General features: G+C 35.0%; 28 protein-coding genes. 18 read left to right on the forward strand and 10 right to left on the reverse strand.

All coding sequences use genetic code 11. The features are described from left to right. Positions 1–338 precede the first annotated feature (338 nt). The 5 genes from J2756_RS01695 to J2756_RS01715 all read left to right on the forward strand — a co-directional run bounded on the left by J2756_RS01695 (position 339) and on the right by J2756_RS01715 (position 5,450). Positions 339–983, forward strand: a complete 645-nt coding sequence (locus J2756_RS01695) for a TetR/AcrR family transcriptional regulator (RefSeq protein ID WP_209581701.1) — start codon at positions 339–341, stop codon at positions 981–983. Between the two features lie 69 nt (positions 984–1,052). Continuing rightward, on the forward strand, positions 1,053–1,739 hold the full coding sequence (locus J2756_RS01700) for a DUF169 domain-containing protein (protein ID WP_209581703.1): 687 nt from the start codon (positions 1,053–1,055) through the stop codon (positions 1,737–1,739). A 122-nt stretch (positions 1,740–1,861) separates the two neighbouring features. Continuing rightward, positions 1,862–3,298: an MDR family MFS transporter gene (locus J2756_RS01705; protein ID WP_209581705.1), complete on the forward strand. Its 1,437-nt coding sequence runs from the start codon at positions 1,862–1,864 to the stop codon at positions 3,296–3,298. A 32-nt stretch (positions 3,299–3,330) separates the two neighbouring features. Beyond that, positions 3,331–4,152, forward strand: coding sequence for a 4-hydroxy-tetrahydrodipicolinate reductase (dapB, locus tag J2756_RS01710; RefSeq protein ID WP_209581707.1), 822 nt, complete (start codon positions 3,331–3,333; stop codon positions 4,150–4,152). A gap of 359 nt (positions 4,153–4,511) precedes the next feature. Continuing rightward, the gene (locus J2756_RS01715) at positions 4,512–5,450 is read left to right on the forward strand and encodes a metal-dependent hydrolase (protein WP_209581708.1); all 939 of its coding nucleotides are present in this window, start codon (positions 4,512–4,514) and stop codon (positions 5,448–5,450) included. Positions 5,451–5,637: 187 nt separating this feature from the next. Here the strand turns inward: J2756_RS01715 and J2756_RS01720 are convergent, their stop codons facing one another. The 3 genes from J2756_RS01720 to J2756_RS01730 all read right to left on the reverse strand — a co-directional run bounded on the left by J2756_RS01720 (position 5,638) and on the right by J2756_RS01730 (position 7,595). Continuing rightward, complete coding sequence (locus J2756_RS01720) at positions 5,638–6,468, reverse strand: methanogenesis marker 8 protein (protein WP_209581710.1); 831 nt, start codon at positions 6,466–6,468, stop codon at positions 5,638–5,640. Between the two features lie 297 nt (positions 6,469–6,765). Further along, complete coding sequence (locus J2756_RS01725; protein ID WP_209581712.1) at positions 6,766–6,981, reverse strand: hypothetical protein; 216 nt, start codon at positions 6,979–6,981, stop codon at positions 6,766–6,768. Positions 6,982–7,145: 164 nt separating this feature from the next. After that, positions 7,146–7,595: a MarR family winged helix-turn-helix transcriptional regulator gene (locus J2756_RS01730; protein ID WP_209581714.1), complete on the reverse strand. Its 450-nt coding sequence runs from the start codon at positions 7,593–7,595 to the stop codon at positions 7,146–7,148. A gap of 116 nt (positions 7,596–7,711) precedes the next feature. Between J2756_RS01730 and J2756_RS01735 the strand changes: the two genes are divergently transcribed. The 4 genes from J2756_RS01735 to J2756_RS01750 all read left to right on the forward strand — a co-directional run bounded on the left by J2756_RS01735 (position 7,712) and on the right by J2756_RS01750 (position 11,643). Then, the gene (locus tag J2756_RS01735) at positions 7,712–8,275 is read left to right on the forward strand and encodes a flavin reductase family protein (RefSeq protein WP_209581716.1); all 564 of its coding nucleotides are present in this window, start codon (positions 7,712–7,714) and stop codon (positions 8,273–8,275) included. Positions 8,276–8,450: 175 nt separating this feature from the next. Continuing rightward, positions 8,451–8,870: a MarR family winged helix-turn-helix transcriptional regulator gene (locus J2756_RS01740; RefSeq protein WP_209581718.1), complete on the forward strand. Its 420-nt coding sequence runs from the start codon at positions 8,451–8,453 to the stop codon at positions 8,868–8,870. Between the two features lie 171 nt (positions 8,871–9,041). Beyond that, positions 9,042–10,946, forward strand: coding sequence for a YhgE/Pip domain-containing protein (locus tag J2756_RS01745; RefSeq protein ID WP_209581720.1), 1,905 nt, complete (start codon positions 9,042–9,044; stop codon positions 10,944–10,946). Between the two features lie 256 nt (positions 10,947–11,202). Then, positions 11,203–11,643 (forward strand): hypothetical protein, encoded by a 441-nt coding sequence (locus J2756_RS01750; protein WP_209581722.1) that lies wholly within the window; start codon positions 11,203–11,205, stop codon positions 11,641–11,643. 106 nt (positions 11,644–11,749) lie between these two features. Here the strand turns inward: J2756_RS01750 and J2756_RS01755 are convergent, their stop codons facing one another. After that, the gene (locus J2756_RS01755; RefSeq protein ID WP_209581725.1) at positions 11,750–12,007 is read right to left on the reverse strand and encodes a hypothetical protein; all 258 of its coding nucleotides are present in this window, start codon (positions 12,005–12,007) and stop codon (positions 11,750–11,752) included. A gap of 535 nt (positions 12,008–12,542) precedes the next feature. On the opposite strand from J2756_RS01755, the gene J2756_RS01760 reads away from it, so the two are divergent. The 7 genes from J2756_RS01760 to J2756_RS01785 all read left to right on the forward strand — a co-directional run bounded on the left by J2756_RS01760 (position 12,543) and on the right by J2756_RS01785 (position 19,741). After that, positions 12,543–13,721 carry a tyrosine-type recombinase/integrase gene (locus J2756_RS01760; protein WP_209581727.1) on the forward strand — a complete coding sequence of 393 codons (1,179 nt, stop codon included), beginning with the start codon at positions 12,543–12,545 and terminating at the stop codon, positions 13,719–13,721. Between the two features lie 210 nt (positions 13,722–13,931). Further along, complete coding sequence (locus J2756_RS01765) at positions 13,932–14,063, forward strand: ribbon-helix-helix protein, CopG family (protein WP_209581729.1); 132 nt, start codon at positions 13,932–13,934, stop codon at positions 14,061–14,063. Between the two features lie 4 nt (positions 14,064–14,067). Beyond that, entirely contained in the window at positions 14,068–14,196 is a 129-nt protein-coding gene (locus J2756_RS11610; protein WP_281063370.1) for a hypothetical protein, read from the forward strand. A gap of 15 nt (positions 14,197–14,211) precedes the next feature. After that, positions 14,212–16,335 carry a hypothetical protein gene (locus J2756_RS01770; protein WP_209581733.1) on the forward strand — a complete coding sequence of 708 codons (2,124 nt, stop codon included), beginning with the start codon at positions 14,212–14,214 and terminating at the stop codon, positions 16,333–16,335. Further along, on the forward strand, positions 16,323–16,724 hold the full coding sequence (locus J2756_RS01775; protein ID WP_209581737.1) for a hypothetical protein: 402 nt from the start codon (positions 16,323–16,325) through the stop codon (positions 16,722–16,724). Before J2756_RS01770 ends, J2756_RS01775 begins: the two co-directional genes overlap by 13 nt. Further along, positions 16,721–17,854, forward strand: coding sequence for a CHC2 zinc finger domain-containing protein (locus J2756_RS01780; RefSeq protein WP_209581740.1), 1,134 nt, complete (start codon positions 16,721–16,723; stop codon positions 17,852–17,854). The genes J2756_RS01775 and J2756_RS01780 overlap by 4 nt, the downstream gene beginning before the upstream one ends. A gap of 150 nt (positions 17,855–18,004) precedes the next feature. Then, complete coding sequence (locus tag J2756_RS01785) at positions 18,005–19,741, forward strand: hypothetical protein (RefSeq protein WP_209581743.1); 1,737 nt, start codon at positions 18,005–18,007, stop codon at positions 19,739–19,741. Positions 19,742–20,104: 363 nt separating this feature from the next. Here J2756_RS01785 and nikR read toward each other — a convergent pair whose 3' ends face one another. Then, on the reverse strand, positions 20,105–20,515 hold the full coding sequence (gene nikR, locus J2756_RS01790) for a nickel-responsive transcriptional regulator NikR (RefSeq protein ID WP_209581745.1): 411 nt from the start codon (positions 20,513–20,515) through the stop codon (positions 20,105–20,107). A 165-nt stretch (positions 20,516–20,680) separates the two neighbouring features. On the opposite strand from nikR, the gene J2756_RS01795 reads away from it, so the two are divergent. Continuing rightward, a complete protein-coding gene (locus J2756_RS01795; RefSeq protein ID WP_209581748.1) occupies positions 20,681–20,938 on the forward strand; it encodes a hypothetical protein in 258 nt (85 codons plus the stop codon). A 214-nt stretch (positions 20,939–21,152) separates the two neighbouring features. Then, entirely contained in the window at positions 21,153–21,308 is a 156-nt protein-coding gene (locus J2756_RS01800; protein ID WP_209581750.1) for a hypothetical protein, read from the forward strand. Positions 21,309–21,475: 167 nt separating this feature from the next. Here the strand turns inward: J2756_RS01800 and J2756_RS11615 are convergent, their stop codons facing one another. Genes J2756_RS11615 through J2756_RS01820 form a run of 5 tightly spaced genes read right to left on the reverse strand, consistent with a single transcriptional unit; the run spans position 21,476 to position 22,566 of the window. Beyond that, positions 21,476–21,601, reverse strand: coding sequence for a hypothetical protein (locus J2756_RS11615; RefSeq protein ID WP_281063371.1), 126 nt, complete (start codon positions 21,599–21,601; stop codon positions 21,476–21,478). Then, positions 21,598–21,777: a hypothetical protein gene (locus J2756_RS01805; protein ID WP_209581752.1), complete on the reverse strand. Its 180-nt coding sequence runs from the start codon at positions 21,775–21,777 to the stop codon at positions 21,598–21,600. The genes J2756_RS11615 and J2756_RS01805 overlap by 4 nt, the downstream gene beginning before the upstream one ends. Further along, positions 21,774–22,085 (reverse strand): hypothetical protein, encoded by a 312-nt coding sequence (locus tag J2756_RS01810; RefSeq protein WP_209581755.1) that lies wholly within the window; start codon positions 22,083–22,085, stop codon positions 21,774–21,776. Before J2756_RS01810 ends, J2756_RS01805 begins: the two co-directional genes overlap by 4 nt. Continuing rightward, entirely contained in the window at positions 22,085–22,279 is a 195-nt protein-coding gene (locus J2756_RS01815; RefSeq protein ID WP_209581757.1) for a hypothetical protein, read from the reverse strand. Before J2756_RS01815 ends, J2756_RS01810 begins: the two co-directional genes overlap by 1 nt. Next, complete coding sequence (locus tag J2756_RS01820) at positions 22,279–22,566, reverse strand: hypothetical protein (protein WP_209581761.1); 288 nt, start codon at positions 22,564–22,566, stop codon at positions 22,279–22,281. Before J2756_RS01820 ends, J2756_RS01815 begins: the two co-directional genes overlap by 1 nt. Between the last annotated feature and the right edge of the window lie 52 nt (positions 22,567–22,618).

A 22,618-nucleotide genomic window follows, 5' to 3' on the forward strand; every position in this document is an offset into this window, starting at 1 on the left:
TTAACAGTTTCATCCTCCATTTCAGGAAAATCAGAGGCTATAAAGTTCTTTAAATTTTGCATCTTCTAAATTTTGGAATTACTTCTAAATCTTTGAATTAAAATTGATTTAACGACTTTTTTTAAACACATGTTTTTAATCTATTATTCCCTCAACTACGGTATTATCCACAGCTACAACGTAAAAAAATCGAGTTGGAGGCTTGAAAATATTTTATTTCAACCAAAATCTTTATATGATGGTAATGACCATGAGTTATATAACTGACCGTAGGGTCATAGTTGAGATTAAAAGTCATGAATATGATCTTCAGTCATTATCGGTATAGGTGAAATCGTATGTCACTTGCAAAATGGAAGGAAAGAGAAAGAGAACAGCGTCAAAATGATATCATTGATGCTGCTAGAAAATTATTCGCGGATAAAGACTTTGATGAAGTTTCAATGAATGAAATAGCAGGGGAGGTTGGGCTTGGCAAGAGTACGCTTTACCTTTATTTTAAAAATAAAGAATCATTGTACTTTGCAGTGGTCTTACGTGGTACTCGAATTTGGGCTGAAATGGTTAAAGAAGAGGTTAAAAAAGGAAATAGTGGCTTTGAGAAGTTAATATTGTATGGAAATGCAAATAGGGAATTTTCTAATGAATATCAAGATTATTTCAGGCTGCTCTACTCACCAACATCCATAAAAAAACAATTTGATATGGATAAAATGACGAGTAGTGGAGAGTTCCAGGAAGTAAGGGAGTTATTCAAAGAAATAATGTTCATAGGAATAGATTCCATAGAAAAAGGTAGAGATGAGGGTGAAATCAGGTTGGATGTGGATCCTACAGAAGCAGCCATTCTCCTATCAGTGATATACAATGGTAAGGTGAACATGGGGGACTGGGCTAAAGAGCTACTGGAAAGCCGGGGAATTGATGAAGAGAAATTTGGTAAGGATATAGGAGATTTTTTTCTTCATATGTTAAAGAAATAGGGATATCACAGGCATATTTATGTATTAAAGGATTGACTAAATGGGAGTTTCGGGTAAAGAGGTGTTAACATGGATAGTGATGGGTTAGGACAGAAATTAAATGATCTTCTAAAATTGGAAAATGAACCAGTAGCAATAAAATGGTCTGTGAAAGAGCCAAAAAACGTTGAAAAGGAAGAAGGAAAATCAAGATTCTGTAATAAGCTTGTAAAGGCCATGCATGGTGAAAGTTTCTATGCAACTCTGGAAGAGGAGGAATGTATGGGTGGTGCAAGATATTCTGGACTTAAGGATATGCAGGAATTCCCTGCAAATGTACAAAGCGGTGCATTCATGGTTCCAAAGGGTTTATACAAGAACATTCCTGCAGTGCAGCGTTCAAGGCAAAATGAAACCTACATAAACCCTGGAATTTTCACTGCAATCCTTTTCTCTCCTTTAAAAAAGGCAGAATTTGAACCAGATGTGATATTCATACTCTGCAATGCCCAACAGGGAATGGAAATAATTCATGCAAATGCATATGATTCAGGAAAACATGGGCAGGGCGCTGATGCAGTTCCTGTATGCAGTTCCATGGCTGCAACTCCCTACATGACTGGAAAAGTCACTTATGGATTTGGAGATGTGGCATCAAGGCAGAGTATGGATATCAGTCCAGAAGAAATTATGGTAAGTATTCCTGCAAATGATTTGCCACGTATAATTTCTAACTTGAGAGAGATGCGAACTAAAATGTTCTTTAAGGAAGAATAATTTTTAAAAACCGTCAAATCTTTTTTGAAGGTCATGTGATTAAAAAAAAGCGTTTAAACCCCTCATTTATGGCTAAAATCTATTTAAGAATGATATATGTAAAAATAAGGCAAAATGATACTATGAATTATGAAAGCCATTATAACTCTGCTGAAAATAAAACAATCATGATCCTGATGGGATTAATGGTTGGACTCCTTGTAGCTGCCTTTGATTATTCAATCATGGCAACAGCCATGCCCAAAGTTATTAACAGTCTGCAGGGGATGGAATATTATGTATGGCCTTTCACAGTTTATATGCTAACTTCAACCATTTCTATAATCCTTTTTGGTAAATTATCAGATATTTACGGTAGAAAACATGTTTTAATCCTTGGGATTATCATATTTGTTGTAACTTCAGTTATGTGCGGTTTTGCAACCAACATGTTTGAACTGATATTATTTAGAGGACTTCAGGGAATTGGGGGTGGAATTTTATTATCCCTCCCCTTCATTGTGGTTGGAGAAATCTTTTCCCCAAGGGAAAGGGCCAGATACATGGGGATACTTGCATCGGTATTTGGACTTGCAGATGTCTTGGGGCCCATTCTAGGCGGTGTAATTACCGATACGTTAGGTTGGAGATGGGTTTTCTTTGTAAATGTTCCAGTTGGGATTGCTGCTGTAACCCTGATTTTTCATTCCCTTCCAAACTTTAAATTGCCAGATGTTAAAAAAGTCATTGATTACCCTGGAATCCTTACCTTCACATTAACCCTAAGTGCACTGTTTCTGGGATTAACACTTGCAGGCGATCTAAATAGATACTCATTAACGGAGATAGGCGGATTTCTCATATTTTCAGGATTCATGTTCACCCTCTTTATCTTGGCTGAGAAAAAAGCTGTGGAACCTATTTTCCCATTACACCTCTTCAAAAATTCAATATTCACTGTATCTGCTGTAGAAAGCTTTTTAGCAAGTGCATTAATGTTTTGTGGGATAATCTACGTTCCATTATTTGCTCAGGGTGTTTTAGGCATGAGTGCTACAAATTCAGGTATTCTAATGATTCCCATGCTTTTTAGCCTTACAATGACCTCAGTAATAACAGGACAGATCATATCCAGGGTTGGAAAATATAAAAAGCTTGTCGTTGTTGAATTTATCATAACTGGAATAGGGGTTGTGCTCCTTGCTACAATGAATGTGAATACACCTTATTCTCTCTTGGTAGCATATTCAACAGTTCTGGGTATTGGTTCAGGAATGGCCTATACCATATTCAATGTTGCAGTGCAGAATGCATTTACGCTGCGAGAAATAGGTATTGTAACAGCTTCTGTGCGATTTTTCAGAAATATAGGTACCATTGTATTCGTTCCAGTATTCGGGTACATAATGAATTTCACTTTAGGAAGTTCAGCTGGGGTTACTGCAAGTTATACTCAAGCTTTAGCACTTTCTATCCAGAATATTTTCCTTATAGCAATAGTACTGGCATTTGCAGGATTGATCGTTGCATTTTTCCTCAAAGAACTACCTTTGGGTGAAAATGCACCTACTAACTCATGATACAATTAAAATTTTAACTGGAGATGGATGAAATGATTAAAGTGGCTGTAACAGGTGCAAATGGAAGAATAGGTTCTAAAATAATTAAAGCCATACTTAAAGAGGAAGATATTGAAGTTGTGGCAGCTATAGGATCACCAAATACTACACTTGAAGGAAAAGATGTAGGTGAGGTAATAGGTGTAGGAAAGATGGGTGTTCCAGTAAATGGTGCACAAAAACTTGCTGAGGTTTTAAAGAGAAATAAAGTAGATGTTCTAGTTGATTTTACTGTAGCAGATGCTGCTGTGAATACCATCAAAATTTCAGCAGAATGTGGTGTTGATGTGGTGGTAGGTACCACAGGATTTTCAGAAGAACAATTAAGTGAAATTAAAGAGTCCATAGAAAAAAATAAGATAAAAGCAGTTATCTCTCCCAGCATGGCTGTGGGAGTTAATGTTTTCTTTAAAGTCATTAGAGACCTTGCAAAAATACTGAATGATTATGATATGGAAATAATAGAAGCTCATCACAAAAATAAAGTGGATGCACCTTCAGGAACAGCCCTTAAAACCTATGAAATTATAGCCGATGAACTGGGAAGAAATAAAGATGAATCTGGTGTCTATGATAGACAGGGAATGGTAGGTGCACGAACTTCTGAAGAAATAGGAGTACATGCAGTTCGGGGCGGAGATATTGTTGGAGATCATACTGTACTCTTTGCAGGTGATGGTGAAAGGTTAGAAATTATCCACAGAGCACACAGCAGACAGTCATTCGTAAAGGGTGTGATTAAAGCGTTACGTTATGTTTTGGAAGCTCCTGAAGGAAAAATTAGTGATATGGCTGATGTTCTTGGTATAAAATAAAAAGATGAAACTTATTTTTTTATCTAAATACATTATAAAGCATCTGAAATTCAAGAAGATGAATGGAGTAGTTTCTTAGTACTCCTAAAAATTCCTAAAAATTATTTTATATTCATACAATCCCTTAGATATTGTTTGGACTCATCTCTTCGTTTAGGATATTGATTCTTACCAATTTTTCCACTTAGCACAGGGTAATTACTTAAAGGTTAGAAAAATTACTTTAATTCATGTCTTAAATAATGATTTGTTTATGGTGTTATAGATCTTTGAGAAATTTTAATAGAAGAAAATGATGATCATAAAAAAAATGAGGATTATAAAATGAATGACATGAAAATTAGAGGGAGATACAAATAATGGACTTTTTTACACATTTTCTCGTTCCATATATCATTTTATTTGCTATTAAGAGCAAAAACAAACTTGAAGGGGCATTTGGTGGTATTTCACTTGACCTTGATACCATCTTCATAGCATGGATAGGATTTTTAGTTCCATATCTCTTTGTCTTTTCACACAGGGGAATTACACATTCTTTTATCTTTGCTGCAATTACCTCTACACTGTTTTTGTATGTGATATCCAGACGGAGTATAAACGGATTCATAGGAAAAATAATAAAACGAGACATATCAGTTGAATTCACTTTAAAAACCGTTGGAATAGCATATTTTGGTGCTCTTACCCACTTGTTCCTGGATTTCTTAACTTCAAAGGGCGTACCCCTTTTATACCCCTTCACACTTCAAAGATTCAGCGCTGAAATATACTACTACATCGACGTTACAACAGCAGTTATCGCCCTTGCTGTTCTGTTGATCCTCTATTTAAGAATGGATATGAAATACAAGAAAGCTGCAATGGTAATTTTTATGATAATCCTGGTGTCATTTGGAGGTATTAGAGCCTATGAGAAGAATGCTGCCCTTGCTGAAAACCCTGTAAGTGAAAACCTCGTTTATTCTGCAGCTTATCCTACAGCGGACATGTTTACATGGACCGTGGTTCAAAGTGACAGTTCAAACAGCACATATTATTCCTTCAACTACAATACACTGAATAAAGAAAAATCAGATGTTAAAAGGGTTCAAAGTCTAACTGTGCATGGAGGCACGGTTCAATCTGCTCAAGAAGCCATTGATAAAGCAGATGAACTGCCAGCAATTCAAAATTTCAGATGGGATGCCTATGATCCATGTATCAACGCCAGTTACAATGGAAAGGAATGGAAGTTAACCTACTTCGATGTTACAGACGACGGATATCGCAGCAACAACATAACAGTGACTGTATAATTAATTTTTTACCTATTTTTTTATTTTTAGACAGTATTTTTCATGTAGTAAGATTCATATTACTAAACTTCGCCACTTACCAATTGGTAATTACCCAATGGTTAGAAAAATTACTTTAAATTAGTTTAATATTTCAAAAAATAGTGGATTAATTAATAATTTGATTAATTCAGGTTTTAAAAGCTTTTTAGATTAGAGGATCCGGTATTTTGGCGTGGGCTTTGTCTTTTAATCCTCCAATTTTTTCTAGTCTTGTTTTTAGGAATTTTTCTCCAGCTTCTGTAGCTCCAAATATAGGTACAGATGCACCGACCTTGAAGACTTCCCTCTCTTTACCCACTTCGTTGATGTATTTGGATGCACAGCTTGTGATAACATCTGCAGTGTCGAACAGGGTTTTTGCATCTTCTTCTGACATTTCAGTTACATGGGCTGCAAATATGTAAATATTGACGTCTTCATTTTCCTTTTCGATTTCACGAAGCTTTTTGGTATCCTCTGCTGATACAACTGAAACTGCAATGTTCCTGTAACCCATGTCAATGGCCTTTAAAACACCTTTTATCTGGTTAATTTCAGCTGTTTCCGGGTTGAGAACATTTTCAGGTCCAATAGTTTCTATGATCTTGGTAATGGGTGTTGTGCTTATGAAAGCTGATATTCGACCGGCCATTCCCTGAACAAATTCAGGATCTGCTAAGATCACTGTTCCGCACCCTTCACTGACGATAACAGCACAATCGATCATGTTTTCATCGAGTAGTGTGCTCAAGGTTTCAGATACTCCGAAGGATAAAAAATCCTTCATACGTAATTTTCTTTCAGGTGTGCACATTCCAAAGTCTTTAATTCGAAATTCTATATTTTTTTGCACGGCTTCAGATGTGATCTCTTTGATCCCTCTGTTTTTATCAAAAATAGGACAGTAATTAATTTTAGGCTCTCCCACCTCAACAACCTTTCCATCCCTTACAACAACCCGTGTTCTACCAAGGGCTTCAATTATATGTTCATCCATATGTTACCACCTGTAAAGAATTGATGTAATATAATAAGTGAAAAGACAATTTAACTCTTTTTAAAAACAGTTGAATAAACTAAATTCCCATTTTTAGTACCAAATATTTTAAATGAATGTTTTCAAAAAGATGTGCAGCTCCGTGGGTATGAAATGGGACCACACAAGTAAAAATAGGGTTTATTTTTTTGTATAATGAATAAGTAAAAAAATTCCAGTTAAAACAAAGTCACCTTAAACTGGTATTTTTTAGAGAAAATGATGATTAAAAATAGGTTATATGGTAATTCCCTGTGATCATTCCTCTGATCCTATAGCAGTACATTCCCAAGGTTGGGCTTCGGTATCAATAGTGGCGAATAGATCAGTTTCTACATCCTCGAATAGATCCTCACAAGTGAATTTTAAATCTTCAGATTTTTTAACGGGATACATTCTGCCTCTTGCACTTTTAACAACTATATCACCCTCTCGGGTTATACCAACTACTAATTGTTTTATCTCTTTTGCCATAATCCCACACTCCCATTTTCAGAATTGATTGTTTATTGTAATTACTTAAAAAAATCTCTAGAAAACTAGGTTTTTCCATTTACATATTATATTAATCAACATATAAGTAGATTATTTTAATGAATTAATGGTTCAACTAGAACTATGAAATAAAAATAAGATGATCAATCGTTGAATTTCTCTTCTAGCTCATTAGCAGCAGCATATATTAATTTTGTTAATTCGATCCCTTCTTTTTCTCCCAATATTTTGGAATATCTTTTGTATAGGTTTTGCCAGCATTCCTCTATTTCTTCTTTCAAATTTTCTCCTTTTTCTGTGGGATAGATATGTGAAACTTTTCCTTCGGCCTTTCTGGTGGCTAATCCTTTGATTTCAAGTTGATCTATAAATCTTGAGGTTGTTGAAGGTTTGATATTTAATATTTTACTTAATTCAATTTGTGGAAGTCCAGGTTCTGTGTTAATGGCCATTAAAGCAAAGGTATGGGATGTTGAGAGTCCTATCTTTTTAAATTCTTCATCAGCCATTTTGTTTATGAGTCTGTTGAGTTTATTACTTGCAAAATATAGGCAGCTGCATAGGGTGTCTTCGCATCTGGCATCTTTTTTCATCTAAATTCACCTGATTTTATAGTTCTCTTGGAAAGGATATATCGAAACGTTTATATATTGTTTGTGCATACAACATAAAATTAGTTGTACATACAATTAACTGTGGAGGAAGAAGTATGGAAAAAATAGATATAGGAAGGAATGGATTCGTTTATCCAATGCCAGTTGCACTTTTAGGAACAAAAGTAAATGATAAAACCAATTTCATGGCACTTGGATGGGTGATGAGGGCAAGTATGAATCCCCCACTTTTAACTGTTTCTGTAAATAAAAATCACCTCACAAACAAAGCTATTCGTGAAAATAAGACCTTCAGCGTCAATTTTCCAAGTGTAGACTTGATGGAGAAAACTGATTACTGTGGATTGGTATCTGGAAAAAGCACAGATAAATCAGAGCTATTCGAGATCTACTATGGAAACCTAGAAACAGCACCACTGATTGAAGAATGCCCATTGTCTTTGGAGTGCAAGTTAAACGATATTTATGAAATGCCTACAAGCGATCTCTTCATTGGAGAAATAGAAAGCACGTACACTGAAAAACAATATTTATCAGATGGTAAACCAGACATCAAAAAGATGAACCCTGCAGTTTTAACCATGCCCGATAACAACTACTGGGGTGTGGGTAAAAACATAGGTAAAGCCTGGGACATTGGGAAAAACCTAAAAAAATAGAAAATTTAACCTATAAACCAGAGTAAAGAGGTTTTTTCAGGATTTTTTTTAAGCCAAATTGGAGATATTCCTCTTTGACCGAAAAGGTTTATAACACCAAATTATAATAGTTGCTTAAGCAATGATTATGGGGTGTTCCATGGAAAAAAATGAATTGACCGATCTGGATGATTTCTTGATATACCAAATATATGGATCCGCACGTTTGTTACGGTTTCACCTTCAAAAGTTATTGGATGCAAATGAACCAAACTTCACGCCAGAACAGGCCTTTTTACTCTACAAATTGTATATGGAGGATGGTCAGTCCCAGAGACAGCTTGCAGATAAAATTCTAAATGATTATCCTAACATAACTAGACTTATTGACAAACTAGAAAAGAAGGGATACGTGCGCAGGGAAATCGCTGAGAACGATCGTAGAATGTTTAAAATTTACATGTCAGAAAAGGGTAAATCCCGTTTTAATAGTTTTATTCCTCTAATAATGGATGAAAGAGAGAAATTATTGGAGGGTGTCAGTTCTGATGAGGAAAAAATTGTTAAAAATGTTTTAAAACGTATAGAAGAAAATGTACGGAAATATTCCTCATAATCTTTTGTTATTTTTTCCAGTTTTCCAGACTAAATCTTTAAATAATAGTTGCTTAAGTAACTATTATAAAAGTAACCATTACTAAAGTAACTGAATTAAATATATTAAAATCATGAAGAGATTGGCTTCATTTTTAGTCAATAAATTGTACAAACTGTTGAAGAGGGTCCAATGATAAAAGAAGCAATTAAAATATTTAAAAATGATCTTAAAACGATTAAAAACCTCCCATTACTTATAGTTTTTTTGATAGTGATTATTTCTTTACCTTCACTCTACATCCTGCTCACTGTTCCATCGGTATGGGATCCATATTCTCAAACCTCGAATATTAAAGTTGCTGTGGTTAACAATGATTTAGGTTACACCACTAATGGAACATACTACAATGTTGGAAATACATTGTCAGATGAATTAAAAAATAATAGAAATTTAAGCTGGCAGTTCGTTGATAAAAATACTGCATTATCTGGTGTTAAAAATGGAAAATATTATGCAGCATTAATAATTCCGAGTGATTTTAGTGAAAATTTGCTTTCCATCGAAACCACAACTCCTCAACGGGCTAAAATAGGATACATAGACAATGAAAAATTGAGTCCCATTGCAACAAGACTTACCAGTGCTGGAGCAGATGGGGTACAAAACAAAATTAACGATGAAATAATTAAAACCATTGACGGGATCATCTTTGGTAAGCTTAGTGATACAGGGAAGTTAGCTAAAGAAAACAAAGCACAGTTCCTTAAATTAAGATCATCAGTAAATGAGTTAAATGGAAAGATTGATACTATTGATGCATCGATATCCGAAGCAAATTCAGATATGAATACTGTAAACCAGATATGGCCCAAAGTTAGCACAGCACTGCCTGAAATACAAAAATATTCCAATTATGCAAGAAAAAATTATGATTCTCTCTACCATCAGATCTTATCTGATCCACAGAAATCTTTAACCAAAGTTCAGAACATGGAATCACAGGTCAACACCACCATAACTGGCCTCAAATATGTTGATGCTATTTTAACCAGTTTATACAACACAACAGGGGACCAAGAATTAAAACCAGTCATCGCCCAAATTGAAGACAACATCACCAAAGCAAATCAAGTTCTCGTTGTTTTGAAAAATGTAGAAACTGCTATAAAAGATGGTAAAAATCCAAAAGGAAAACTGGCAGAGTTAAAATCTTTAATTGACCAGATGGATGATGGAGTAAATACCTTAGCAGCCAATAAAGCAGGTATAAACCAGAAAATTAATAATGCTGCTGCCACATTAAGTTTGGTTAACTCAAAATGGCCTACAATTAAAAGTGCTATTCCAATAGCTGCAGCTAAACTTAACTCAATAGATGAGAATGATATAGATAAGTTGATCTCATTTTCAGATACTGATGAGGAGGATGTTAAAAATTATTTTGAAATTCCTGTGGAATTGGATAAAAAAAGTATGTATCCTGTGAACAATTATGGGTCCGCCCTTGCTCCATTTTACATTGCCCTATCATTGTGGATAGGGTGTCTTATATCTGTGGCCATAGTATCTGTGCGTTTGAAATCGAATAAAAAATATGGGGCTAGAGCTGCTTATTTTGGAAGAATGAATTTATTTTTAATGATAAGCATATCCCAGGCGTTATTAATTGCATTGAGTGCATTGTTCCTGAATGTACAAACTTCATCAGCAGCACTACTGATCTTAACTGCACTGATGATAGGTGCGTGCTTCATGGTAATCTTGTATTCACTGGTTTCAGTCTTTGGAAGTCTGGGAAAGGTCATGGCAGTTGTATTGTTGATTTTACAAATTGCGTCATCAGGAGGAGTTTATCCTGCAGAACTGCAATCTGGTTTCTTCCAAGTTATACAGCCATTTTTACCAATGACCTATGCTATTAGAGCCATCAGAGAAGTGGTTGCAGGAGTTTTATGGACGAGTTACTGGTACAACCTGGGGATATTGTTCATATTTACAGGTGTAACCATGGTGTTAACTTTGTTGGTTGTGGGAAAAATAAAAGATTCTCAGGGTCTTGAGGAAAAATTAAAGGAAAGTGGTTTGGTTGAATAAGTTCTAAAACATTTATTTTTCCCTCTTTTTTCCTCATAATAACCTATTGCCAGTATCTTCATCCATTCTTTTCCCTTTTTCAATGAAAAATGCCCAGAGAATCAAAATATTATAATCCCCAACTGATTTAACTTTTGAGTAAACAATTTAACTGAAGAAGTACTCAGGGAAAGATCCAGGGATAGTGGGATCATAATAATAGAAAAGATTTATATTATTAAACTTTTAATTAATCTATGGGGTAACCTACGAAAAGATGAAATCCCCTTCCTTTTCCATTGGAGGTGAAAGAATAGACAATAAAGTTATTGCAGCAATAATAATAGTTCTTTTGATTGTAGTTGGAGCAGTTTATGTTTTTGAAACTCAAAACTCCAGCACGCCCATGAATAATACCACAAATACAACCAATGATACAATTACACAGTCCAATGCCACAACCTCAACACAGAACACCACCACTAAGACAGAAAAAGCAACTAACACAACAAATAACAAGCCACATGTAAAAATATCTGCAGCAGAAGCAAAAAAACTTGTAGAACAAAACGGGCAAGATGGAGGAGTCCCAAGTTCCTATAAAGCAGGCACGCCTACTTTAATTAAAGTTGCAGGGGAATATTACTGGAAAGTACCCTACTTCGGTGATTACATGTATGTGAATGCAAACACTGGTGATGTGGACGCGCTATTATAAGTTTACTCTCCACTTTTTTTTATTTTAGAAATTTAGAAATCCTGATGTCTTTTCAACTTCTATATAGAAAATCATTGCAGGTTTATCACTTTAATTTTCTATAATTCTACTGAATGATGCTTGAAGGTTCTGTAATCACACCACTTAACACTGCTAAAAATACAATCACGACATTCACAATCAATTTTAATGGATTCAATGTATAACCGCAATTACTGTAACGGGTTGCGCAGGATTTTTCACTTCTCTTTAAAATTTTACCAATTTCCTTAAAGTTATAACCTTTCTCACGTAGTTTACACATTTTAATATCTTCATCAAAGGTCCATCTACAACCTAAACGGCTGTCCTGATTCTCACTCATTATAACCATCTTCTAAACAAATTAGAATTATACAGTTTTTTATCTATAGATGTCTATTATATCTGGCACATTTAAATTGATCTTTATGGATCAAAATTTAAAGATTTATGAATAATTTTTGTCAAGTGGAACTGAAATTAAAGATCTAAATTTACTTCGTTAGGATCGATTTTTTTTACTGCAAAGTTGTTATTTTAATTGAAAGTTTAAATTTAATAACTTTTAAAAAAAAATTATTTGATATTCTTAAGTTTATTCAGTTATCAAAACATTACAAACATGCAATAAAATAATGTTTGTACTGTTTATACTGTTATAATAAAAAACATGAATTAATACGAAGAATTTAAAAAGCTTCCATTTGTGAATAATAAAATTCCGGACAATATAAGTTTACTTGCAGGGCCCTTTTTTGATGAAGGTGAAAGAAATTTTAAAAGTTATATGTCAAGGCACAAATTTACTTCGTTAAACTAACCTATAATGGATTATACAGTCGTTATATTTATAATTAATAATTAATAAATAATATTATATGAATCCTGAAGATGAAGAATTAATTGAGCAATGGTTTTTACGGAGGAATATTAGTTCAGGAACCCAAAAGAGTTACCTGATAGCAATTAAATCTTTTTCTGAACTTATGGACAAAACACCATCGGAATTAATTGATGAAGCCGAAACTGAAGAAGATGCTGGTATTCGCCCACGAAAACGTAAATTATACTCTCATCTCCTTAAATATAAAAAACATCTTGAAGAAAAAGTGGCCTCTTCCACTGTAAATCTCTATTTTTCAGCAATTAAATCATTTTATAAAGCCTTTGACATAACACTCCCTGAGATAAAAATGGACAAAGGGGATATTGGGCTTGAAAAAAACATTGGGAAGCCTCTTACACGGGATGATATTCGTAAATTAATTGGTGCAGCGTCGATTAGGGAACGAGCACTCATATATTTGATGGTCATGTCAGGAATGGGTCAAAACGAGGCGAGAAATTTATCAATTAAAAAGTTTTTGACTTCTGCCAGTGTTGCCATAAACAAAGAGTTAAAGAATCTTGATGATCTATTTCAAAACGAAAATGAAGTCTTAAAAGAAGTTATAACTATTGAAATTCGACGTGAAAAGGTAAATTATCGTCATCATACATTCATACCTCCTGAGGTTAGTCGAGAGATCATAGGTTACCTTAAAGAACGTTGCTACGGGACTAATGAAAAAATTCGTATTAAAAATATCAATGAACCAATATTTGTAAATAAAAAAGGTAAAGAATTATCTAGAGACAGTGTAGTTACTAATTTCCGCCGAATAGGACAAGATGCAGGTTTTCAGAAAGAAGATGGAGCTTATGCATTCTGGAGAAGCCACGCACTTCGAAAATTTTTCATCTCAACTATCATAAACAAAAGAGGCGAAAAAATCATAGCAGACTACATGGCAGGACATAAAATAAACGACCAAGATCGCACATACTGGCAAGCGAATCCAGATGATTTGAAAAAAAAGTATATCCAAACATTACCTTACCTCTCTATAGATGAAGCAAAGGTTAAAGATGTAGAAACTGAAGAATTTAAAACCTTAATAGCAGATTCAAAGAAAAAGGACAAAGAGATTGATACTCTTGAAAGGAAAGTAGATGTTTTGGAGTCTTTAGTAGATGGGTTGATAGCTCGAAATGAATTGGATAAACCTAAAGACTAACCTTTTTATTTTTATAATTATTTTTAGATATTTTTCTTAAGTTCATTTTAACACTATTTTTTTAAAAAACCTTTTTATCCTTCTTGATTTTAAATTAGGCTCTTATAACAGGATTTATTTTTAATTTAATAATATTATTATAATTATTAGTAATACTTATATTCCAGAAACTTCATAAAAACTAGCACAACTAGTATGAGGTGATTGTTTTTGAAAGTTGCAAAAAGCGTGACATTGGATCTAAAAGACATGCATAAAATAGAAGAAAAGATAAAAAAAGGTGAAACAAGTAATTTCAGCCATTTTGTAAGGTTGGCAATTCAGGAAAAGCTTGAAAGGTGAGATAATGTCGGCGAAATTCAACGATAAGCTGAAAAGTATTTACCAAACCTACAAAGATGATGAAAACCCTCCCGTACCCATTAGTAAAATAAAAGAATATCTGAAACTTTCAGGCGTTGAACTGGATGAATAACCTCCGAGGTTTCAAATGTCTGAAGAACGAATGAATGGTGTTTACAGTGGGAACCCTCCAAATGATTCAGTATTAGACAATGGATTGGCAAAGTTACCTGAGAAGCTGAACTCCCCACCTGTACCCCATTTTAGAGGCAAACCTGTACAGCAGGCAGGTGATGGTTTTAGTTTATTTTTTAAAGAAGTCAATGGGTATGAGTACTGGCTGTCCGAGGAGAAAAGAGGTTCCTTTTACCTTGTGCAGTGGCTGGAGCTCACGGATTCTGAATCAAGAAGGTTTCACAGGAAGATCTCAAACCGTAACGGTCTGGACGTGGAAAACAAAAAACGGGACGTTAGTTTAACCAATTATCTTCATGATAAAACAGGGGTAGAAAAGGCAGAAATTTCCCAATATCTGGAAGAAGTGGGTATATTCATAGGGGAAAACAGGCTTGAACTCTCTCCAGTATTTGAAGAACCTGAATTACATGAAAAAATTCCACCAGAAAAAGAAGCTGACGATATCCCTGAAGAAAAAAGGAAAGAACTGATACAACTTTTAAAACGGCCTGACCTTCTAAGTTTTATTGATGAAGCCCTATATGAAAGGTCCCCAGACGACGGTTTTATCATAGGTGAAGTGGAGTCGAAGCACACCCTTAATTTTAATTGTTTGGGAGCTAGGTTGGGATTATCAACTATAAACACCCTGAAAGGAGACTCTTCTATCGGTAAAACCAACACAGCCAACGTGGTGACTGGACTGCACCGCACCAAGAAGGTTGGGAGTCTCTCTGACACTGCACTGAAGTACGCTGACGATTTAGAAAACATCGACATTCTCTACATTCAGGAAACCCTGGAGGAGGAGTTCAAGAACAAGGAAACCAGGCTAATGTCAGCAGATGATGGAGGGTTCATTGCTGAGACAACTGTTAAAAACCCTAAAACAGGACAGTTCGAGGTGCAGCAAACAACCATACCAGTTAAAACACTTGTTACAACCACCACAGCTATTGAACTTGACCCTGAATTCGCCAGCAGGAACTTCATAATACCTGTAGATGATAGTGAAGAACAAACAGAACGGATTTTGGGGGAAAACTTCAGATCCACAGAGAAAAAGCTCCAGGAGTTAAAGGGTGAGATCGATTTTAATCATAAATATGAACTTCTTAGGGAATCTTATAAAATATTAAACCCTTATCTTGTCTTGATTCCTTATGAAACCGATTTAATGGACATCTTTCCAACTTCCAACCCTAGGGCCCGCAGAGATTCTAAAAAGCTTATGCAACTCATAAAGGAGAGTGCCCTGCTCTTCCAGTATCAGCGATGTACAGCAGAACTTCACGAAAAACATGTGCTTGTGGCTTCTTGGGTTGATCTGGCCCATGCTATCCTCCTGAGTGGTCCAATAATGGAGGCAACGATTACGGGTTTTGATAGAAGACTGCTTGAATCCCTGCCCATTATATATGGAATAATAGATGAAACAGGGTACGTCACCACTAGATCGCTACAGAAAGAACTTAGAAAATCATCAAAATATGCCTGGCAAATATTGAACTTCTTTGAAGATAACTCGTATATCTGTCATGACAATGAGACAAAAAGAGAGTATGGCATCAAGGGAAAGACTAAAGTTTACGTAAAAACTGAATCAAACAAATATAAAAGTCTGATTTTAGATATCGGAAATATAGATTGGATTAAAATTAAAAATAAAGAGGAAAAATTCATAAAAACACAAATTCCAAATTCCTCACACACAGTAATAGATGAAATATACCTGCCACGATACGACCCATCTGTTCCAAACCATGTGGTTTACAACAAAGTCTCTTTATCTTCTGAGGAACTTAGAAATTACAGAACCAACGGCAGACACGAAGCTAAAATTCATAATAAGCAATCAGAAAATCTGATAGAAGATAATAGAATTGAAAATAGGGATAAAGTTGTTAAACAGGTAGATGGCGCCGACATTGATTACAGGAATCTGACAATTATAGAGAAGGCCGTGCTCACAGAACTTGCCAGCTTCAGCAAACATTCAATCAGATCCATCATCAAGGAGCTGAAGGACCGCTTCCACACAGACGAGATAATGAGTACTATAACCCACATGGAGGGTAAAGGATGGTTACAATAAGCCAAACCAAACTTTCTAACCTGCCAAAGAAGTGTAAGGTAGAAAATCAAAAACCTGAACTTTTACTGAAATGGGATGGAATTAGGCCAGATTTGAAAAAATTTGTTTTGTTACACTTGATCATGGTTGTTGAAGATTACAGGAACCCCTATGATAAATTAACTGTTAAAAAATTGATTAAGGAGTTAAGCAGGAACATGGGTGGAATAGTCAAGTCCCAGGTGAAGATTTTCGTTGAAAATTTAATCTATGGTGATTACATAGCTGAATCCTACATGGATGGTGTCGTTACCCTGACTGACAAGGTTTACACTGACTTGAAGGAGATCGACAGACTCATTTCTGGAAAGAATCTCAAAGAGAATGAAAATCTGGAGGTTGGAACATGAAGGGACTCCAAGCTTTCTACAATGATTTTTATGGGGGTGCATTTCACAGGCACTTCAGGCGTCCACCTGACTTCCACCAGCCCAAGTTCAGGATCCAGTTCACAGTTGAAAACCCAAAAAGTCTGTACCTCCATGTAGATAGGAACAGTGGCAACCACCCATGTTACGTGCACCTGTACGATCATGGAAGTAAGCGTAATTTAAAACTAGGAAACCCCAAGAGGATGGTTTTTGATAGGGCTTTCTTTGATTTTGATGTGATGAATAACAATATCAAAAAAGTTAAGAAAAAACTGGTTGAACTTAGAAGCCACGGCATCAACCACAAAAAGGATGAACAGGAGAAACTCAAGGAACATCTCCAGAACATGATAATAAAAGATAAAATAAGTGAACCTGCAGTAAAAGAAGCCAAGAACTTTGCAGTTGAGTTTAAAGAAACCTTTGGCAAATATCCAATGTTATTCTTTAGCGGATGCAAGGGCTGCCATGCCTACACTTTTTTCAGGGCCACAGGGTTCATAAGCCTCAACAGAACTATCTCGTGGTTTACAGAAAACGCCAAAAAAGCCTACAACTACCAGACCCTTGACACAGCAGTTTCCAAGGATGCCCAGGCCAGGCTCTCAAGGGTGCCCTACAGCAAACACCAGTTAACGGATTTAACTGTTGTACCCTTCACAATAGATGATAGTTACGATGAAATTATTGAAAAATCCTTGAATCCCAGCGTCGAATCCTTTGAAAGGGAACATTATTCAACGAATTTCCATAAACACCTTCAAGAGATAGATGTTGTTGAGGAGTATAACACTAAAATGAGGAAACCTAAAGAAACAGTTAAAAATCAGTTTAAGGGTTCGAAGGACTCTGGACCTGTTGAAGATCACCGCGTATTCTTCAAATCTTTACTGGGAGATCCTGTGAGGGAGTATCCTGAGAAGGAATATGTGATGTACCAATGCCCTTTTTCAGACCATGAGGATCTTAAACCTTCTTTTAGGGTACATAAAACTGGTTATTACTGTTATGGGTGTCAGAGGAGGGGTAATTATTGGCAGTTTTTGAAGGATTGTTATGGTTGGGGCTATGAAGAGATTAAAATACGATTAATATCTAAAAAAAATTAAGAACAACAAAAATTGGGGTTAAATTAAAACACTCTTATTAATGTTGAATGAAATATTGATAAAAGATATTTGAATTATAGGATGAAATATGAAAAAATATGTATTTATAAGCTTTAATTTACCCGTTTAAATTATTATGGGGGGACTTGTTTGTACAAAAATATTGATGCTGTTGTAAAAGGAGAACATGATCCTGATATTTTATATTTTTTTATTAAACAATCTATTAAAAATTTAGGAAAGGAAAAAAGGATAGATATAACGGTACCGGAAGAAAAAAAATTGAAAATTAATCTTATATTTGATTTAGAAGTATTCCGAGCAGTTATGCAATATATTGAAGAGTTTGGAATTTATTTTTTATCTAACATAAATAAATCGAGTGATTTATCCAAGAGTATAGTTGAAACTAGACCTAATGAAATCAAAACTGCTTTTCAAAACTTTATTGATGATGGGCATAATGATTTTGCTAAAAAGAAGGGTTATAAAGATTATAAAGATCTTTTAAAGCAAGTATTTAGCATAACTTCACAGTCAATCAATGCAGACAGAAAAGAAGTGTATGGTAACTTAAAAAACTGTATTGATATGATTGCATGGTTTTTCATATATTATTCAGATTTGTATAATGCAATAAAACATGGATCTAGAGTATTTCCACAAAATTATCATAAAATGGATATAATTGATAATAAAAACGAGACAATATTAACTGTCAATATAGATGAACCTTATTTTGAAGCTATTTGTAAAGATAGTAAAAAGAGTACTAGTGATGTATATGCAATGATTTATCCGGTAAATCTTTTGATCACAGATTCAATTAGGATATTGGAAGATGTTCATGAAATATTTAATTTTTTAAGAAAGACTAATAAATACAAAAAATCTTCTTCTTTCAACTATAAAATCATTGACAACTTTTTAGGATATAAAAAGATTTATAATGAGGATCATAGCATTTTTTTAACGGGTGTTCCTGAACTAGATAAAATAAGTTCAGGTGAACCAATACTATATGCTAAGATCTCAATTAAGGGTAACACCATTGAATATCATATTTCTAACAAAAAATCTATTGAATATCCATTTAGTGTACGTTTTGGGCAGGATTATAGTCATAGTCCTAAACCAGGTACCAAAAGTGATTTGAAAATAAGTTCCAGTTTATACATGGATGTAGAGCAGCTTCATAATATGATTAAACTTAAAGAATTAGCAAGTTCTCATAATAATATTAATGTTTTATTTATTGATGATAAAACTGGAATTAAATCAGATAAAATGGAATACGGTGGTTTAAATTTTCCTTATCTTCCTTTAAAATACGATGTTAAGGTCATTAAATTTTTGCTTAAATTAAAAAAGATTACAAATGAAATAATACCCACACCCACATTCCTGTCCGATTCACAAAAAGAAATATTAACTTCAAATATTAATCGTAAAAACTGGACTCAAGCCAAAGCTAAAAAAGTTTTAGATAACATAAAAAACAATAAAAAGGACATAGTTTCATTTTTCATCAAAAAAATATACCCTGATGGTACAGAATTAGAAAAACAATTTTTAGGAAGCACTGAAAATTTAAATTCATTTGGTTTAACCGCATTTAATGAAAACTCAAAAAAGAAGAAGAAATTTAATATTAAAGATTTGGTAAATAAAGACTGTAAAATTGAAAGAACTTTTACAGATCCTAATAAATTCATTGAAGGACTTAAATCTTCTTTAAGAGGCAATAACATTAATTCTACAATTGAAACAAAATATAATGATGAAGAGTTTGGAATGCAACTTACTGTTGAACTGAATGAGGAATACTGGTATAATGAGTATATTGTTTTAATAACAATAGAATTCAGAAACAAAACACAATCATGATCATCTATTATTCCAAGGGTGCATTTTTATTTCTTTGTTGATTATACTTCAAAACATTACTTCTCACACCCCCTTCCACTATGTCATAGAATTGTCTTAAACATAGTCAACCTGTGACTAACGAGAAGATCTACTGGCGTTTAAGGCCCAAGGTTACGTCTGAAATGCGATGGCACCACGTACTTATGATGCTGAATGATGTGTCTAGACAGATTCGGAGAGATAATCAGGATCCAAGACAGGTTACACTCTCCTATTATAAATTCAAAGGGTATGAAGTGAAACCTGGGCAGCCGAATTTAACTCCACCAAGAAGGAAAAAAGAAAGTAAGGAAGTTCAAGCTAAACTTTTTTGTTAAAAATTCATTGATCCTCACTAGCAAGGGTACTGGTAAGCTTAACATGCTCAACCCCTTTAAGCCTCATGATTTTTTCTGTTAAGTCACGAAGGTATTTTACGTCTCCATGAACTATTATAACTTCCAAACAGTACTTATCGGCCATATGCACGTGCATGGTTGAGTTTATGTAGTTCTTGTAATCGTACTGAATCTCAGTTAAGTCCTCCATAACCCCTGTGTAGTGATGATCGTAGATAGCAGTAATTACGCCAATTCGCTCCCCTTCAATCTCATTCATCCACTGATAGCGGAGTATGTAATCCTTTAGAGCATCTCTAATTCCCTTGGACCTGGATTGATATCCCCTATCCTTTAAAACATCATCGAAATCATTTAATATTTTTCTAGGTAAGGACATGCTGATTCTCATCATACCGTTTCCTCCTTTATTATCTATTATTATAATATTATTATGTATTAAATATTACTTTCTAGTTAATAAAATAATGCCAAATTGTCATTTCCCTTCAAAAAAACTAAGATTTTATATACTTTTATTCATAAAAGTATTACTAACAGATCGAGTGGTTGTATTTGGATGGAAAGGAGAATTAAAAAAGCCATTGAAGAGGTCCAGAGGGATACATTACTACCAAACCGTTTCCTTTTTGTCCAATATACCCGCTTTGAACGTGTGAATTACAACAAACTCAAACTTCTTGCTTTTGTTGAAAATCAGAGCTGTGGGGCTTTACTTAGAGATCTGACAACTGAAGCAATCAAAAACTATGAAAAAAAGAATGGAAGCCTAGTTAAACTAGCCAGGGAGGCTCTGAAAGATGAGGAGGTGTCCTGATGAACATAATGATTTTTGTGTCCGCCGTGCTTGCATCATCTGTGCTGCTTGTCCTCTGCACATCTTTTTTTGCAAAGTTCATAGACTTTGCAGCTTAGATCGATCCAAAAACAAAAGAATGTTGATAAAATCCCTTCCAGAAGCTTGAAACAGATTAAAACCTTAACTTTCAAGATCCTGCAAGTATTATTATTTATATAGGAGGTGAAAAAAGTTGATTTCTAACATGAAACTGACCGATATCATTCTCGTGAGAGATTTTGTAGATGAGCTGGATGCAATTGCTTCAAAGTACTGTGTTGACCGTGAGGAGCTCATTGAAACTGTTCATAGAATTGATAAGATACACGTTCCATGCATAAGGCCATAGTATATATAAGATTATTTACAAAATATTAGATTGTGTGGCGCTTCGTTCTCGTGGCGTCACCTATTGACCCTATTTTTTACTGTTCTATATAGTGCACTTATCCCGCCGGTAGGCGGGCCGCTCCAGAAATCAACTCTTTTTGTCAAAAATAAGAAAAAAGAAAGTATTTAATTTATTTGAAAAATCAAACCGTGTTCGTCTTCGTTCTCATGGATGTAACCGATTTCAACAGTGTTTTCATCGGTGCATTCCCATAAAAACCATGTTATTAAGGATTCAATGAGGAGATTCACTTTGAACCCCTCCACGCTTGCAGCCTGCCCTTGACTTTCTGCTGAAGATCCCTGTTCGTCATGTACTCGATAAGGAGACACTCAGCTATCAGGTTGATCTTGATCCCTCCAGATGCCCTTCTGACCTGTTGATTCATCCTTTCGGGGATGTTGAGACAGAACCTTTTCTTTTTCATCCTTCTAACTCCTCATAGTACTTTTCTGTTCTTTCCATGCCCCTTCTAAACTCTTCTGCATCATCGTAGACTTCAAGTACAAGGTCCCCTTCACAGTAGGTGAATATTGTACGGTCTTTGGCTGAGATCCAGACAAGCCTGAGTTCACTACAGCTCCACCTGCTCATGAGTTTGAAACTTGGTGGGATGAAGTGGAGAAACTCCCTGGGCGTCCTGAAGGTAAAGCCCCTGTATATTACGGATCCTTCCCTGTGCTCTGATTCTCCCTGCGCTGCCAGTTCCATGAGTTTTGAGAAAGAGAGGCTCATTATAAGCCCCTCCATGTTAATCTGTATTCTTTTCTGTAATCTGCTGCTTTAATGTCTCTTTCAGTTAATAAGTCGTTAAGGACATCATAAAGTATGTCCCATTCTTCACGGCTCAGTTCCTCATCCCTTGCGTTTTCTATTTTCTCTTTGAAGTCCTCGAAGATCCCATCCAGATCTAGAATCATTTCGTGCATCAGACTCCCTCCTGAAGTTCCATCTCTGCCAGGTTCTGTTCCACCTTACGGACTTCATGCAGTGCCTGGGGGATCAGGTTCTTGAGGTCCTCCATGACTTCATCGGCCCATTTTTCACCTGAGAAAAATATTTTTCCGCCGTCCAGGTTTTCATTTAAAACCATTTCATACCTTCCAGTCCTGCAAACTATGGCATTAAGCATCTTGCAGCCGAAGGCGTCCCCCTTAAATGGGTTCGTCACTTCAATCTCGATTTGTGCTTCTTTTTTGCTTATTCTCGCTTTCATTTACATCACCTATTGACCGGAGACTTAAGACTTTTCTGTCTCCAATTATTAT

Origin of the sequence: Methanobacterium aggregans (genome assembly GCF_017874455.1) — an archaeon.
Lineage (GTDB): Archaea > Methanobacteriota > Methanobacteria > Methanobacteriales > Methanobacteriaceae > Methanobacterium_C > Methanobacterium_C aggregans.

Bases quoted from the DNA above. Each gene is read 5' to 3' on its own strand.
- J2756_RS01695 (WP_209581701.1), top strand. From the start codon at position 339: ATGTCACTTGCAAAATGGAAGGAAAGAGAAAGAGAACAGCGTCAAAAT.
- J2756_RS01700 (WP_209581703.1), top strand. From the start codon at position 1,053: ATGGATAGTGATGGGTTAGGACAGAAATTAAATGATCTTCTAAAATTG.
- J2756_RS01705 (WP_209581705.1), top strand. From the start codon at position 1,862: ATGAATTATGAAAGCCATTATAACTCTGCTGAAAATAAAACAATCATG.
- dapB (WP_209581707.1), top strand. From the start codon at position 3,331: ATGATTAAAGTGGCTGTAACAGGTGCAAATGGAAGAATAGGTTCTAAA.
- J2756_RS01715 (WP_209581708.1), top strand. From the start codon at position 4,512: ATGGACTTTTTTACACATTTTCTCGTTCCATATATCATTTTATTTGCT.
- J2756_RS01720 (WP_209581710.1), bottom strand. From the start codon at position 6,468: ATGGATGAACATATAATTGAAGCCCTTGGTAGAACACGGGTTGTTGTA.
- J2756_RS01725 (WP_209581712.1), bottom strand. From the start codon at position 6,981: ATGGCAAAAGAGATAAAACAATTAGTAGTTGGTATAACCCGAGAGGGT.
- J2756_RS01730 (WP_209581714.1), bottom strand. From the start codon at position 7,595: ATGAAAAAAGATGCCAGATGCGAAGACACCCTATGCAGCTGCCTATAT.
- J2756_RS01735 (WP_209581716.1), top strand. From the start codon at position 7,712: ATGGAAAAAATAGATATAGGAAGGAATGGATTCGTTTATCCAATGCCA.
- J2756_RS01745 (WP_209581720.1), top strand. From the start codon at position 9,042: ATGATAAAAGAAGCAATTAAAATATTTAAAAATGATCTTAAAACGATT.
- J2756_RS01750 (WP_209581722.1), top strand. From the start codon at position 11,203: ATGAAATCCCCTTCCTTTTCCATTGGAGGTGAAAGAATAGACAATAAA.
- J2756_RS01755 (WP_209581725.1), bottom strand. From the start codon at position 12,007: ATGAGTGAGAATCAGGACAGCCGTTTAGGTTGTAGATGGACCTTTGAT.
- J2756_RS01760 (WP_209581727.1), top strand. From the start codon at position 12,543: ATGAATCCTGAAGATGAAGAATTAATTGAGCAATGGTTTTTACGGAGG.
- J2756_RS11610 (WP_281063370.1), top strand. From the start codon at position 14,068: ATGTCGGCGAAATTCAACGATAAGCTGAAAAGTATTTACCAAACCTAC.
- J2756_RS01770 (WP_209581733.1), top strand. From the start codon at position 14,212: ATGTCTGAAGAACGAATGAATGGTGTTTACAGTGGGAACCCTCCAAAT.
- J2756_RS01775 (WP_209581737.1), top strand. From the start codon at position 16,323: ATGGTTACAATAAGCCAAACCAAACTTTCTAACCTGCCAAAGAAGTGT.
- J2756_RS01780 (WP_209581740.1), top strand. From the start codon at position 16,721: ATGAAGGGACTCCAAGCTTTCTACAATGATTTTTATGGGGGTGCATTT.
- nikR (WP_209581745.1), bottom strand. From the start codon at position 20,515: ATGATGAGAATCAGCATGTCCTTACCTAGAAAAATATTAAATGATTTC.
- J2756_RS01795 (WP_209581748.1), top strand. From the start codon at position 20,681: ATGGAAAGGAGAATTAAAAAAGCCATTGAAGAGGTCCAGAGGGATACA.
- J2756_RS01805 (WP_209581752.1), bottom strand. From the start codon at position 21,777: ATGAAAAAGAAAAGGTTCTGTCTCAACATCCCCGAAAGGATGAATCAA.
- J2756_RS01810 (WP_209581755.1), bottom strand. From the start codon at position 22,085: ATGAGCCTCTCTTTCTCAAAACTCATGGAACTGGCAGCGCAGGGAGAA.
- J2756_RS01815 (WP_209581757.1), bottom strand. From the start codon at position 22,279: ATGCACGAAATGATTCTAGATCTGGATGGGATCTTCGAGGACTTCAAA.
- J2756_RS01820 (WP_209581761.1), bottom strand. From the start codon at position 22,566: ATGAAAGCGAGAATAAGCAAAAAAGAAGCACAAATCGAGATTGAAGTG.